This window comes from Mesobacillus sp. S13 (assembly GCF_020422885.1).
In the GTDB taxonomy this organism is placed as follows: Bacteria; Bacillota; Bacilli; order Bacillales; family Cytobacillaceae; genus Mesobacillus; species Mesobacillus selenatarsenatis_A.
Genome location: NZ_CP084622.1, coordinates 109,180 through 123,771 on the forward strand (window position 1 = coordinate 109,180; position 14,592 = coordinate 123,771).

Annotated in this window: 12 protein-coding genes; all 12 read left to right on the forward strand. The window is 46.3% G+C overall.

The window, feature by feature from the left end; genetic code table 11:
• The 12 genes from LGO15_RS00575 to rlmB all read left to right on the forward strand — a co-directional run bounded on the left by LGO15_RS00575 (window position 1) and on the right by rlmB (window position 14,590).
• Window positions 1-1,083, forward strand: coding sequence for a protein-arginine kinase McsB (locus LGO15_RS00575; protein WP_167834074.1), 1,083 nt, complete (start codon window positions 1-3; stop codon window positions 1,081-1,083).
• A 4-nt stretch (window positions 1,084-1,087) separates the two neighbouring features.
• Window positions 1,088-3,526 carry an ATP-dependent protease ATP-binding subunit ClpC gene (gene clpC, locus LGO15_RS00580; RefSeq protein WP_167834075.1) on the forward strand — a complete coding sequence of 813 codons (2,439 nt, stop codon included), beginning with the start codon at window positions 1,088-1,090 and terminating at the stop codon, window positions 3,524-3,526.
• Between the two features lie 315 nt (window positions 3,527-3,841).
• Window positions 3,842-5,221: a DNA repair protein RadA gene (radA, locus tag LGO15_RS00585; protein WP_167834076.1), complete on the forward strand. Its 1,380-nt coding sequence runs from the start codon at window positions 3,842-3,844 to the stop codon at window positions 5,219-5,221.
• A 4-nt stretch (window positions 5,222-5,225) separates the two neighbouring features.
• Window positions 5,226-6,299 (forward strand): DNA integrity scanning diadenylate cyclase DisA, encoded by a 1,074-nt coding sequence (disA, locus tag LGO15_RS00590; protein ID WP_226086347.1) that lies wholly within the window; start codon window positions 5,226-5,228, stop codon window positions 6,297-6,299.
• Window positions 6,300-6,544: 245 nt separating this feature from the next.
• Entirely contained in the window at window positions 6,545-7,636 is a 1,092-nt protein-coding gene (locus LGO15_RS00595) for a PIN/TRAM domain-containing protein (protein ID WP_167834078.1), read from the forward strand.
• A 148-nt stretch (window positions 7,637-7,784) separates the two neighbouring features.
• The gene (gene ispD, locus LGO15_RS00600; protein WP_226086348.1) at window positions 7,785-8,480 is read left to right on the forward strand and encodes a 2-C-methyl-D-erythritol 4-phosphate cytidylyltransferase; all 696 of its coding nucleotides are present in this window, start codon (window positions 7,785-7,787) and stop codon (window positions 8,478-8,480) included.
• Window positions 8,481-8,522: 42 nt separating this feature from the next.
• Complete coding sequence (gene ispF / locus LGO15_RS00605; RefSeq protein ID WP_226086349.1) at window positions 8,523-9,005, forward strand: 2-C-methyl-D-erythritol 2,4-cyclodiphosphate synthase; 483 nt, start codon at window positions 8,523-8,525, stop codon at window positions 9,003-9,005.
• A 73-nt stretch (window positions 9,006-9,078) separates the two neighbouring features.
• Window positions 9,079-10,536, forward strand: a complete 1,458-nt coding sequence (gltX, locus tag LGO15_RS00610; RefSeq protein WP_226086350.1) for a glutamate--tRNA ligase — start codon at window positions 9,079-9,081, stop codon at window positions 10,534-10,536.
• Window positions 10,537-11,083: 547 nt separating this feature from the next.
• A complete protein-coding gene (gene cysE, locus LGO15_RS00615; RefSeq protein WP_226086351.1) occupies window positions 11,084-11,770 on the forward strand; it encodes a serine O-acetyltransferase in 687 nt (228 codons plus the stop codon).
• Window positions 11,760-13,157: a cysteine--tRNA ligase gene (gene cysS, locus LGO15_RS00620; protein ID WP_226086352.1), complete on the forward strand. Its 1,398-nt coding sequence runs from the start codon at window positions 11,760-11,762 to the stop codon at window positions 13,155-13,157. The genes cysE and cysS overlap by 11 nt, the downstream gene beginning before the upstream one ends.
• Window positions 13,158-13,160: 3 nt before the next feature.
• Window positions 13,161-13,565 carry a Mini-ribonuclease 3 gene (locus LGO15_RS00625; RefSeq protein WP_226087787.1) on the forward strand — a complete coding sequence of 135 codons (405 nt, stop codon included), beginning with the start codon at window positions 13,161-13,163 and terminating at the stop codon, window positions 13,563-13,565.
• 266 nt (window positions 13,566-13,831) lie between these two features.
• Window positions 13,832-14,590 carry a 23S rRNA (guanosine(2251)-2'-O)-methyltransferase RlmB gene (gene rlmB / locus LGO15_RS00630; RefSeq protein WP_226087788.1) on the forward strand — a complete coding sequence of 253 codons (759 nt, stop codon included), beginning with the start codon at window positions 13,832-13,834 and terminating at the stop codon, window positions 14,588-14,590.
• Window positions 14,591-14,592 lie beyond the last annotated feature (2 nt).

Below are 14,592 nucleotides of genomic sequence, written 5' to 3' on the forward strand. Positions count from 1 at the left end.
TTGTCATTGGAGAAGTTCATCAATCAGGCTGTCAGCTCCTGGATGAGTGATGATGGACCTGATTCGGATATCGTCCTTAGCTCCCGCATTCGCTTTGCAAGGAACCTTGATGAATATAATTTTCCAACGCTATTCACTGATGGAGAGGCAGAGGCGGTGATTGGTACGATCATGGAACGTGCCAGCAATTCATCAGCAGCTGCATTTGGTCAGTTGGAAACGATCAAGATGGATGATATTCCGCCTTTGCAGAAGAGGGTGTTGGTCGAGAAGCATTTAATCAGTCCAAATCTTGCAGAAAACTCCGTTCATGGTGCCGTCCTATTATCAGATAATGAAGAAGTCAGCATCATGATCAATGAGGAAGACCATATCAGGATTCAATGTTTATTCCCAGGATTCCAGTTAAGTGAAGCTTTACAGGCTGCTAATGAGATCGATGATTGGCTCGAGGAGTATGTCAATTATGCATTCGATGAGGAATTTGGATACTTGTCCAGCTGTCCTACGAATGTGGGCACCGGCCTTAGGGCATCGGTAATGATGCACCTGCCTGGCCTTGTTTTAACTCAGCAAATGAACCGGATTGTTCCGGCGATTAACCAGCTTGGTTTGGTGGTAAGAGGTATTTACGGAGAGGGCAGTGAAGCGCTCGGCAATATTTTTCAAATATCGAACCAAATAACGCTCGGGAAATCGGAAGAGGACATCGTTGACGATTTAAAAAGTGTTGTAAGCCAGATTATATCTCAGGAAAGGTCAGCGCGGGAAGCATTAGCGAAGACTTCGAACATACAATTAGAAGACAGAGTGTTTCGATCATATGGAACACTTTCTAACAGCAGAATCATCGAAACGAAGGAAGCCGCCCGTTGCCTGTCTGATTTAAGGCTTGGTATAGATATGGGTTTCATAAAAGATATATCAAAATCGATTTTGAATGAATTGATGATATTAACTCAGCCTGGGTTTTTACAGCAATATGCAGGAGGGCCGTTAAGACCAAATGAGCGGGATATCCGCAGGGCTGCTTTAATAAGAGAACGTTTGAAAATGGAAACAAAAGATGAGTCAGGAGGATGATCTTATGATGTTTGGACGATTTACCGAGAGAGCACAAAAAGTATTGGCACTCGCACAGGAAGAGGCAATCCGCCTTGGACATAACAATATCGGCACAGAACACATCTTACTTGGCCTGGTGCGTGAAGGTGAGGGCATTGCGGCAAAGGCACTTTACGGACTTGGTCTAGGAGCGGAGAAAATCCAGAAGGAAGTTGAGAATCTGATTGGCCGCGGACAGGAAACTTCCCAGACGATTCACTATACACCTAGAGCAAAGAAGGTCATCGAGCTTTCTATGGATGAGGCAAGGAAGTTGGGCCATTCCTATGTTGGCACAGAACATATCCTCCTTGGATTGATTCGTGAGGGAGAGGGCGTGGCTGCAAGAGTATTGAACAATCTTGGTGTCAGCCTCAACAAAGCACGCCAGCAAGTTCTTCAGCTTCTAGGCAGCAATGAAACTTCCGGACATCAGGGAGGCGGAACGGCTAATGCCAATACGCCGACACTTGATAGCCTGGCAAGAGACTTAACGGCAATCGCCAGGGAAGGCAGCCTTGACCCGGTCATCGGCCGAAGCAAGGAAATCCAGCGTGTCATTGAAGTGCTAAGCCGCCGGACGAAGAACAACCCGGTATTGATTGGGGAGCCAGGGGTTGGTAAAACAGCGATTGCGGAAGGATTGGCACAGCAAATCGTCAATAATGAGGTGCCGGAAATCCTGCGTGATAAGCGTGTCATGACGCTTGATATGGGAACGGTGGTTGCAGGAACTAAATATCGCGGAGAATTTGAGGACCGCTTGAAAAAGGTCATGGACGAAATTCGTCAGGCCGGAAATATCATTCTTTTCATCGATGAGCTTCATACACTGATCGGTGCTGGTGGCGCGGAGGGTGCGATCGACGCGTCCAATATCCTGAAGCCTTCATTGGCTCGCGGTGAACTGCAGTGTATCGGTGCGACAACATTGGATGAATACCGTAAATACATCGAAAAAGATGCTGCACTTGAACGACGCTTCCAGCCAATCACTGTAGATGAGCCAACGGCTGAGGAGTCCGTACAAATTTTAAAAGGGCTTCGTGACCGCTATGAGGCTCACCACAGGGTATCCATTACGGATGAAGCAATTGAAGCAGCAGTAAAATTATCAGATCGTTACATTTCTGACCGGTTCCTGCCGGATAAAGCAATTGACTTAATTGATGAAGCTGGTTCGAAGGTTCGCCTGCGTTCCTATACAACTCCGCCAAACCTTAAGGAGCTTGAGGTGAAGCTGGAGGAAGTTCGCAAGGAGAAGGACGCTTCTGTACAAAGCCAGGAGTTTGAAAAGGCTGCTTCATTAAGGGATACAGAACAGCGTCTCCGTGAACAGCTGGAAAATACGAAGAAGTCGTGGAAAGAAAAGCAGGGCAAGGAGAACAGTGAAGTGACAGTGGAAGATATCGCGCATGTGGTATCAAGCTGGACGAATATCCCTGTATCCAAGCTAGCGCAAACAGAAACAGATAAACTTCTGAACCTGGAAGAAATCCTACACTCACGTGTCATCGGCCAGGACGAAGCTGTAAAAGCTGTATCCAAGGCAGTAAGACGTGCTCGTGCAGGCCTGAAGGATCCGAAACGTCCAATTGGTTCTTTCATCTTCCTTGGACCAACAGGTGTAGGTAAAACGGAATTAGCGAGAGCGCTTGCGGAGTCCATGTTTGGCGATGAAGATGCGATGATCCGCGTCGATATGTCAGAGTACATGGAAAAGCATTCAACTTCACGTCTTGTTGGTTCACCTCCGGGCTATGTTGGATACGATGAAGGCGGCCAATTGACTGAAAAGGTACGCAGAAAGCCATATTCCGTTATTCTGCTGGATGAGATTGAAAAAGCGCATCCAGACGTGTTCAATATTCTGCTGCAGGTGCTTGAGGATGGCCGTTTGACTGACTCTAAAGGCCGGACAGTCGATTTCCGCAATACCATCATGATCCTGACGTCCAATGTAGGAGCAGAGGCGTTGAAGCGGAATAAATATGTCGGCTTCAATATCCAGGATGGAGAACAGGATTACAAAGATATGAAGGGCAAAGTGATGGAGGAGCTGAAAAAAGCATTCCGTCCTGAGTTCCTGAACCGTATCGATGAGATTATTGTCTTCCATGCGCTTGAAAAGCCACATCTGAAAGAAATCGTTACATTGATGTCCGACCAGCTTGTGAAGCGCTTGAAGGAGCAGGAAATCACGCTAGAGCTGACAGATGCGGCTAAAGAGAAGATTTCGGAGGAAGGTTATGATCCGGAATACGGCGCACGTCCGTTACGCAGGGCGATCCAAAAGCATATCGAAGACCAGCTGTCTGAAGAATTGCTCAAGGGAACCGTCCTCACTGGACAAAATGTCGTAATAGATGTTGAAAATGGCGAATTCGTTGTCAAGGCTCCAGAAAAAACGGCAAAAGCTTAAAATGGCTTAACAAGTAAACAAAAGGGGTATACGTACAAATACGTGTACCCCTTTTTTACTAAAAGAGAATATTATCAATATCCCCCTCAAAAATTTGCCACATTGCATAAAAATGCCGGATGCAATTTCGTATTCGTAAAGCCCAAATCTTCATTCTAAAATAGTTGGAATCGCATCATCTGGATATGAACATAATTTTAAGTAAACAATGTGCTGCAAAAAATTACATACCCACATCAGTCGCTATCATTTCTTTTATTACTTGTTTGGCTTTATTATAAAGATAATAACTTTTTTTATTGAGAGGCTAAGAAAATGGCAAAAAGAAAAACAAAATTCATGTGCCAGGAATGTGGCTATGAATCTCCGAAATGGATGGGAAAATGTCCGGGTTGCGGGCAATGGAATAAGATGGTCGAGGAAGTGGAAAGCACTGGATCGACAAGAAGAGGTGCGTTTGCCAATACAGGAAATACGGGTGTTGCCGCAAAGGCCACTCCTATCACCAGTATTGAAACAGTAAGCGAGCCGCGCATTACAACAGACTTGAATGAGTTGAACCGTGTACTTGGAGGCGGGGTAGTCAGAGGGTCACTTGTGCTGATTGGCGGGGACCCGGGTATTGGGAAATCGACCTTATTGCTGCAGGTCTCTTACCAGCTGGCTAAAAAGGCTCATTCAGTCCTTTATATTTCTGGTGAGGAGTCGATGAGGCAAACGAAACTGCGCGCGGATCGGCTTGGTGTAACATCGGATAATCTGCTTGTATATTCGGAAACAAACCTGCATGAAATCAGTCTTACGATCGAAAACAGCAATCCTGACTTTGTTATTGTGGATTCAATCCAAACCATTTTCCATCCGGAAGTGACCTCCGCTCCAGGGAGCGTGTCACAAGTAAGGGAATGTACAGCAGAGTTAATGAGGATTGCAAAAACAAAGGGAATTGCGATTTTTATTGTCGGGCATGTTACGAAGGAAGGGTCCATTGCAGGACCAAGACTTCTGGAGCATATGGTCGACACCGTACTTTATTTTGAAGGCGAGAGGCACCATACGTATCGAATCCTCCGGGCTGTAAAAAACCGATTTGGGTCGACAAATGAAATGGGTATTTTTGAAATGAAGGAAGTCGGACTGGAAGAAGTGGCAAACCCATCAGAGATTTTTTTAGAGGAAAGATCCCAGGGAGCTTCCGGTTCAACGGTTGTGGCTTCTATGGAAGGAACGCGGCCTGTATTGGTTGAAATCCAGGCGCTGATTTCGCCAACGAGCTTTGGGAATCCGAGGCGAATGGCTACCGGTATCGACCATAATCGTGTATCGCTGCTGATGGCCGTGCTGGAGAAGCGTGTCGGTTTGCTGCTGGCTAATCAGGATGCTTATTTGAAGGTCGCCGGCGGAGTGAAGCTGGATGAACCGGCGATTGACCTTGCGGTGGCAGTCAGCATTGCTTCAAGCTTCAGGGATAAACCGACTCGCGCTTCGGACTGCATCATCGGCGAGGTAGGCCTGACAGGTGAAGTCAGGAGGGTCTCTAGGATTGAACAGCGCGTCCAGGAAGCCGCGAAGCTTGGCTTTGAAAGAATTATTTTACCGGAGAATAATCTTGGTGGATGGACACCGCCAAGGGGAGTGGAGCTTATCGGGGTATCATCGGTCAGCCATGCATTAAAAGTCACCTTAGGGGGTTGATGGATTGGAACATAGAGAGCTTGAGGAACAAGAGTTAGGTGAAATCCTTCAATTTATCGCTCCAGGTACACCTCTAAGGGCTGGAATCGATAATGTGCTCCGGGCCAAGACAGGCGGATTGATTGTGTTTGGATACAATGAAAAGGTCAAAAACCTGGTGGATGGCGGATTTGAAATCAACTGCAGGTTCAGTCCCAGCTATCTTTATGAACTGGCGAAGATGGATGGCGCGATCATCTTAAACGAGACTGGCAGCAAAATATTATTCGCCAACGCCCAGTTAGCGCCGGATACGGGAGTACCCTCGACTGAGACAGGGATGAGGCACAGGACAGCGGAACGGGTGGCGAGGCAAACAAAAGCACTCGTCATCGCGATTTCCCAGCGAAGGAATGTCATCACCCTGTATCAGGGGAACCTTCGTTATGCCATGCAGGAAATCGGGGTTATCCTAACGAAGGCGAACCAGGCCATCCAGACGTTGGAAAAGTATAAGGTCGTGCTTGAACAAAGCATCACCAACCTGGGAATCCTCGAGTTTGAAGATCTTGTAACCTATAATGACTTGCTTCAGGTGATCCATCGCTTTGAAATGGTGCTGAGAATCAAAACGGAGCTTTTGACGTATTTGAGTGAACTTGGATTAGAAGGGCGGCTGATCCGTCTGCAAATGCAGGAACTGTTATCCGAAATGGAAAGGGAAGCATTGCTTGTCATCAAAGATTATTCTGCGGAACAGGAAGTAAGGGCAGATGTTGTGATGGCCCGGTTCCAGGAACTTTCAAAAGCCGGAGTCATCGAGGATTCAGCCATCCTCAAGCTGCTCGGCCATCAGGGATATGTGCATATGGATGAGTTTATCTGTCCTAGAGGTTATCGGATGCTGAATAAGATTCCGCGTCTGCCGATGATCATCACGGAGAATTTGATCAAACGTTTTGGCAAATTCACCAAAATGATTGCAGCTTCCGTCGCAGAGCTGGACGATGTAGAGGGCATTGGTGAGGTAAGAGCGCGGAAAATCAAGGAAGGCTTCAAACTCATCAGGGACCAGCTGATGGCAGACCGTCAAATGTAATCCCAAACATTGGCGGCCTGCTTTTAATTGACACCAACATGCCCTGGTGCTACGTTAAAGAAGAGATTTACTCCTATTAGGATTATGTCAATCTTACTGTATTGTGATTTTATTTGTACAAAATCCGTAACCTTTGCCATGGTAAAATCGTATAATCATTTGGATGTTTATTTTAAAGAAAATGTTTGATTACGAGGGTTTCAAATTTTGGAAGTTGTTTATAATGATTAAAAGGAGGTGAAAGGATGTTAAGACGTATCATTCAAGCCTGCTTCCTGATTATCGGGGGAACGCTTGGTATATTCTTAATTCCTGATTTATTATCATTAATGAACGCGGGAGACATGACTCTCATCAATAATCCTTATGTTACTGCTGTTTTAGGCGCACTTATTTTTTATCTTCTTACTTTTTGGGCTGTAGATCCTGTGACCAATTTTGTGAAGTGGGCTGAAGAGTCACTGATCAAGGCACCGATAACTGACGTCCTGTTTGGAAGTGTTGGCCTCTTCTTTGGTTTGCTGGTGGCATTCTTAGTTGGATTTGCCCTTAATGCAATCCAGGTGCCTGTTGTGAATACAGTTGCACCGACGCTCCTGACACTTTTATTTGGTTATCTTGGTTTCCAGGTCGGTTTCAAAAAGCGAGATGAACTGCTGGGTTTATTTTCACGCTCAAAGAAAAAGGGCACTGAAGAAGAAGTGGAAAAGGAAAGTCGTGCAAGAGAGTGGAAGATTCTCGATACAAGTGTGATTATTGATGGCAGGGTGGCAGATATCTGCCAGACTGGATTCCTTGAAGGGACCATTGTCATTCCGCAATTTGTCCTGGAAGAATTACAGCATATTGCTGATTCATCTGACGTGTTGAAGCGAAATCGCGGGCGCCGCGGATTGGACATCCTTAACCGTATTCAAAAGGAACTTAAGATTAAGGTTGAAATTTACGAAGGTGATTTTGATGATATCCAGGAAGTCGACAGCAAGCTTGTGAAGCTGGCAAAGCTGACAAATGGTGTTGTTGTCACAAATGATTTCAATCTGAACAAAGTGTGTGAATTGCAGAAGGTTGCTGTCCTGAATATCAATGACCTTGCCAATGCGGTGAAACCAGTCGTCCTTCCTGGAGAAGAATTGAGCATCCAGGTAATCAAGGATGGCAAGGAACATAATCAGGGCATTGCTTACCTGGATGACGGCACAATGATCGTCGTCGAAGAAGGCCGTGATTATATCGGAAAGCGCATTGATGTGCTTGTGACAAGTGTGTTGCAAACATCAGCTGGCAGGATGATTTTCGCAAAGCCAAAACAGTTGGAAAAAAGCATAATCAGTTGATCCATTCCGAATGGATCAAGCCTATATGGGCAGTTGATTCCCGCTTCCTTCATGGATTCCCTGAAGGCGTGAAGCAGGGCCTCGACTGCCCGTTTATATGTTAAAGTGTTGTTATATTGTAAAAGCAGAAACTAAAGGAGTTTTCATCATGCCTTATCAGGTTATCATTCCTGCTGCGGGTCAGGGAAAGAGGATGGGAGCAGGAAAGAATAAATTGCTGCTCACATTGGAAGGTGTACCGATCCTGATCCATACACTCAGGGTGTTTGAAGCAGATGCTGAATGCACTGGCATCATTCTCGCCATCAGTCCGAATGATGAGCAACAGTTCAAGTCTTTATTGAACGAGTATGGTATACATAAGGTATCATCACTGGTCAATGGCGGAAAGGAACGCCAGGACAGTGTCTATAACGGTCTGAAAGCCGTCCATTCCCTGGATGGGATCGTGCTCGTCCATGACGCTGCCCGCCCATTCATAAAAATGGAAACAATCCACAAACTTGTGGAGGCAGCAAGCAAAGATGGCGGGGCAATCGTGGCTGTTCCTGTTAAAGATACAATCAAGAAAGCGGTGGACGGTACGGTAGCCGAAACAGTTGAGCGTTCAAGCTTATGGGCAGTCCAGACTCCGCAGGCTTTCCGCGCTTCCGTATTGCTTGAGGCGCATAACAAGGCAATGAGGGAACAATTCATTGGTACAGATGAATCAAGCCTTGTCGAACGAATCCCGCATCCAGTCAGCATCATCGAAGGGGACTATGATAATATTAAGCTGACAACACCAGAAGATTTATATTTCGCAGAAGCGATTTTGCGGAAACGAAAAGAATCCAGTGTTTAAGAGAATATATAAACAGCCTAATTTTAAAAGGAGTAATTCACTATGTTTCGTATTGGACAAGGTTTCGATGTACATCAATTGACGGAGGGCAGGCCGCTGATCATTGGCGGAATCACGATTCCATATGAAAAAGGACTGCTTGGGCACTCAGATGCCGATGTGCTTCTACATACAGTAGCTGATGCATGTCTTGGAGCAATCGGCGAAGGGGATATCGGCAGACATTTCCCGGATACTGACCCTGAATTCAAGGACGCCGATTCAGCTAAATTGCTTGAGCATGTGTGGAAGATTGTAAAGGAAAAAGGATACGAGCTTGTTAACATCGACTGCACGATCATCGCCCAGCAACCCAAAATGGCACCGCATATTGAATCCATGCGTGAAAGGATTGCAGGGCTGCTTGAAGGGAATTCCGACCAGGTGAACGTCAAGGCGACGACAACAGAAAAGCTGGGATTCCCGGGACGGGGAGAAGGCATAGCTTCTCAGGCAACCGTGTTGCTGAAGCAGACTGAGAAATAAATTCGGTGCTACTTCCGCTTTATATATCGATAATGATACAATAATGAACAGCTATATTAGAGGAGGATTCACTATGTCATCAGATATCCGGGTGCGTTATGCCCCGAGTCCGACTGGACATTTACATATCGGGAATGCCCGTACTGCATTATTCAATTATCTATTCGCACGCAACAGAGGCGGAAAGTTCATCATCCGCATTGAAGATACAGATAAAAAACGAAATATCGAAGGCGGAGAGCAAAGCCAATTGAAGTACCTTCAGTGGCTTGGGATCGACTGGGATGAGAGCGTTGATGTGGGCGGCGAATACGGACCATACCGCCAATCAGAGCGTAACCACATCTATGAGCAATACAATCAGGAGCTTCTTGAAAAAGGCCATGCCTATAAGTGCTACTGCACAGAGGAAGAACTGGAGGCGGAGCGCGAAGAGCAGTCTGCCCGAAATGAGACGCCTCAATATTCCGGACGCTGCCGCAACCTGACAGCAGAACAGAAGGAGCAGTTTGAAAAAGAAGGACGCCAGCCGAGCCTTCGCTTCAAGGTGCCTGCAGGGCAGATCCTGAAGTTCGATGATATGGTAAAGGGCGACGTGAGCTTTGAATCAGACGGGATGGGTGACTTTGTCATCGTTAAAAAAGACGGCACACCGACTTATAATTATGCGGTTGTCGTCGATGACCATCTGATGAAGATTTCCCACGTTCTTCGCGGGGATGATCACATCTCCAATACACCGAAGCAGCTTGTGATTTATGAAGCACTTGGCTGGGAGCCGCCGGTGTTCGGACATATGACACTGATTGTCAACGAAAGCCGCAAGAAGCTGAGCAAGCGTGATGAATCGATCATCCAGTTCATCGAGCAGTACGAGGAGCTTGGATATCTTCCAGAAGCTTTGTTCAACTTCATAACATTGCTTGGATGGTCTCCATCTGGTGAAGAGGAGATTTATTCAAAGGATGAGTTCATCGAGATTTTTGACCCTGCCAGACTTTCAAAATCTCCTGCACTCTTTGACCAGCAGAAGCTAGCCTGGATGAACAATCAATATATGAAAAAAGCAGACCTTGACAGGGTAGTTGAGCTTTCACTTCCACATCTCATCAAAGCTGGAAAGGTCAGCGAGAGCCGTTCAGCGGAAGAAGATGCCTGGGTTCGCGGCCTCATTTCCCTGTACCATGATAAAATGAGTTTCGGAGCGGAAATCGTCGAGATGTCGGATTTATTTTTCCGCGATGAGGTAAACTATGATGAAGAAGCAAAAGAAGTTCTTGCGGGCGAGCAGGTCCCTGAAGTGCTGAATGCGTTCCTCGGTGAAATCGATCAGCTTGAAGAATTCAAGGCGGATGGAATCAAGGCAGCGGTGAAGTCAGTCCAAAAGGGCACAGGCCATAAAGGCCAGAAGCTGTTCATGCCAATACGTGCGGCGGCGACAGGCCAGACACATGGACCGGACCTGATGCTTGCGATGGAACTGATCGGTAAAGACAAGGTCAAGGAAAGAGTCCAAAAACTATTGGGCTAATAACTTTTTAAGCTCTTTTAGTTAACAGAAACTAAAAAATGTAATATAGTAAGAGTAATTCTATAAAACCAAAGTGTTGAAGAGGAAAAGTAGTAAGATGACGCTTTTTAGAGAGAACCATCACCGGCTGAAAGTGGTTCAGGCCTCTCATTTTTCGAAATGCGCCTCGGAGTCCCTTTGCGAAAAGGCCATCAGTGCCTGAGTAGTATCGGGCGGGACCTCCCGTTAACAGGTGAAAGTTGAGGTTATGCCGTTTCAAAGGCAGCCTAAACAGAGTGGAACCGCGCATACCAAGCGTCTCTGTCGTATACGACAGGGGCGCTTTTTTATATGTGTACTGGCAGGCAAGTTAGGGTATGTGCCCCAAAAAGCCGGCACAAAGAGATTACGGTCACATAAACAAGGAATATGTGCCCGAAAAAAACGAGACGTTGAGATACGGTCACATAAATCCCAAATAGTAAGGCTATAACCCAATGTCAGCTTTAAAGGTGCTCATTATTGAGCAATGACTAGAATGTATTTTTAAAAGAAGGAGGATTTCACCATGTTTAAGATGATGAAGGAAGACATAGATGTTGTTTTTGATCAGGATCCTTCCGCCAGGAGCGCGCTGGAAGTGGTCTTGACCTACGCAGGCCTGCACGCGATATGGGCCCATCGTTTCGCACATGCTTTTTACAAGCGGAAGTTTTATTTTATCGCAAGGGCTATATCGCAAATCAGCCGGTTTTTCACGGGGGTAGAAATCCATCCGGGAGCCAAGATTGGCAGACGTTTTTTCATCGACCATGGAATGGGGGTCGTCATTGGCGAAACGTGTGAGATTGGTGATAATGTGACGGTGTTCCAGGGAGTGACCCTGGGCGGTACGGGCAAAGAAAAAGGCAAACGCCACCCGACGGTAAAAGATAATGCCTTGATTGCGACCGGGGCTAAGGTTTTAGGTTCGATTACGATTGGGGAGAATTCTAAAGTGGGCGCAGGATCTGTTGTCCTGAAAGATGTTCCTCCGAACTCCACTGTTGTCGGCATCCCGGGCAAAATCGTCATCCAGGACGGCGTCAGAGTCAAAAAGGATTTCAATCATCGCGATCTGCCGGATCCTGTGGCGGATCGATGTCAGGAAATCGAAATGGAATTAGTGAAATTGAAAAAAGAACTTGAATTAGTCAAATTACATGAAGAACTTGAAGCTGCCAAGCAGGGAAGGGGCATGGAAAATGGGAATTAAAATTTATAATACACTCACTCGAAATAAGGAAGAGTTTATCCCCTTAGAAGAGGGAAAAGTGAAAATGTATGTTTGCGGTCCTACCGTCTATAACTATATCCACATTGGCAATGCCCGTCCGGCGATCGTTTTCGATACGGTCCGCCGCTATCTTGAATTCCGCGGCTATGATGTCCGCTTTGTTTCGAACTTCACTGATGTCGATGACAAGCTGATCAAAGCAGCGAATGAACTAGGTGAAGACGTACCGACAATTGCCCAACGTTTCATCAACGCCTATTTTGATGATGTTCACGCACTTGGCTGCAAGACAGCTGATGCTCACCCTAGGGTAACGGAAACCATGGATCTGATTATTGAATTCATCAGCGCGTTGATTGAAAAGGGCTTTGCCTATGAATCAGGCGGAGACGTGTACTATCGCACGAGAGAATTTAAAGAATACGGCAAGCTTTCCCATCAATCCATCGAAGAGCTGAAAGTTGGAGCGAGGATTCAGGTGGGCGAAAAGAAGCAGGACGCGCTTGATTTTGTGCTATGGAAATCGGCTAAAGAAGGCGAGATTTCCTGGGATAGTCCTTGGGGAAAAGGCCGTCCAGGCTGGCATATTGAGTGCTCGGCAATGGCCCGCGAATATCTTGGAGATACAATTGATATCCATGCTGGCGGACAGGATCTCGCTTTCCCGCACCATGAAAATGAAATCGCCCAGTCAGAGGCTTTGACAGGAAAGACATTTGCCCGCTACTGGATGCATAATGGATACATCAATATTGATAATGAAAAGATGTCCAAGTCACTTGGCAATTTTGTCACAGTGCATGACATCATTAAACAAGTTGATCCCCAGGTATTAAGATTTTTCATGATTTCAGTTCATTACCGGAATCCGATCAACTACAGCCAGGAGCTGCTTGAAAAGACCAAGGCTGCCTTCGATCGTTTGAAGACTTCTTATCAAAACCTGAAGCACCGCCTTGGAGCAAGCGCGAACCTTACCGATGATAACCAGGAATGGATGGATAAAATCGCCGGTCTTCGTGAGCAATTCATCAAGGATATGGATGATGACTTCAACACAGCCAATGGAGTATCCACCCTGTTTGAGCTTTCGAAGCTATCCAATCTGTACTTGATGGAGAAAAACACTTCCGAGGAAGTCATCCATGCATTCATGAATGAATTTGAGACATTGTTCGAAGTTCTCGGCCTCTCGTTAAAAGACGAAGAATTGCTTGACGAAGAGATCGAAGCCTTGATTGAAAAGCGTACACAGGCACGCAAGGACAGGAATTTCCAGCTTGCGGATGAAATTCGTGACCAGCTGAAGGAAATGAAAATCATCATCGAAGACACTCCGCAAGGCATCAGATGGAAAAGAGGCTAAATGATGCTGCATTACGAACACAAAGTAGATGAAAAACAATTGAATAGCCTTGCCCTTGCTTACATGGGTGATGCCGTATATGAACTGTATGTCCGGCATCACCTGCTGCAAAGCGGCAAGGTCCGGCCAAACAAGCTGCATAAAGAAGCGACCGCTTATGTTTCGGCAAAATCGCAGGCGAAATACCTTCACAAGCTTATCGAAATGGAGAAGCTGTCCGAAGCGGAAATAACGATTGTAAAAAGGGGCCGGAATGCAAAGTCAGGATCTGTCCCGAGAAACACCGATGTCCAAACATACCGTTACAGTACAGCCTTTGAGGCCTTGATTGGTTTTTTGTATCTGGCAGGCGATGAGAAACGGATAGAAGAACTGATTTCCACAATATTTGCACTTGCTGAAGAATAGAAGGGAGGAAAGATTCCATGAGCCAGAAACAGAACCGGAATACTAGGCAAAAGCCAGTTGATGATAAAAAGCGGAAGCCGGCGCGGAACCAGGGCCAAAGGCAGGATGATAAGCCTAAAAACAGAACAGCCAGAGGCCAGGACCAGAAACATGAGGCAAGACATGACCAAAAACATGAGCCAAGGCGAGATAGAAAACATGAGCCAAGGAAAGACCAGAAACGCGAGCCAAAACGTGACCGGAAGCAAGGGCAAAAACCTGACCAAATTCAAGAACAAAACGAAAACCAGGATTACATAATCGGGAAGAATCCGGTGATCGAAGCCTTGAAATCAGAGCGTGACATCAACAAAATCTTGATTGCAGAGGGCTCGCAAAGCGGGCAGATGCAGCAAGTCATCGGAATGGCGAAGGAAGCCAATGTCATCGTCCAATTCGTTCCGAAGAAGAAGATCGACCAGCTTGCTGATGGCAATCATCAGGGTGTCATCGCTCAGGTTGCAGCGTATGAATATGCAGAGATTGATGATTTGTTCGCTTTAGCCGAAAAGAAAAATGAGGCACCTTTCTTCTTGCTTCTCGATGAAATTGAAGACCCCCACAACCTGGGCTCGATCATGAGGACAGCGGATGCCTCGGGAGCACACGGGATCATCATTCCAAAGAGGCGAGCAGTTGGGCTGACCGCGACAGTAGCCAAACTATCTACAGGCGCAATCGAATATATTCCGGTTGCGAGAGTCACGAATATGGCACAGACCATCGATGAATTGAAGGAACGCGGTGTCTGGATAGCCGGAACGGATGCATCGGCAAAACAGGATTTTCGTCAAATGGATGGAACATTGCCTCTTGGCCTGGTAATTGGCAGCGAGGGAAAAGGCATGGGAAGATTGATTAGGGACAAATGTGATTTTCTATTAAGCCTTCCAATGGTTGGACATGTAACTTCCTTGAATGCATCAGTGGCTGCGGCACTCCTGATGTATGAAGTCCATCGTAAACGACAACCATTAGGGGAATAGGG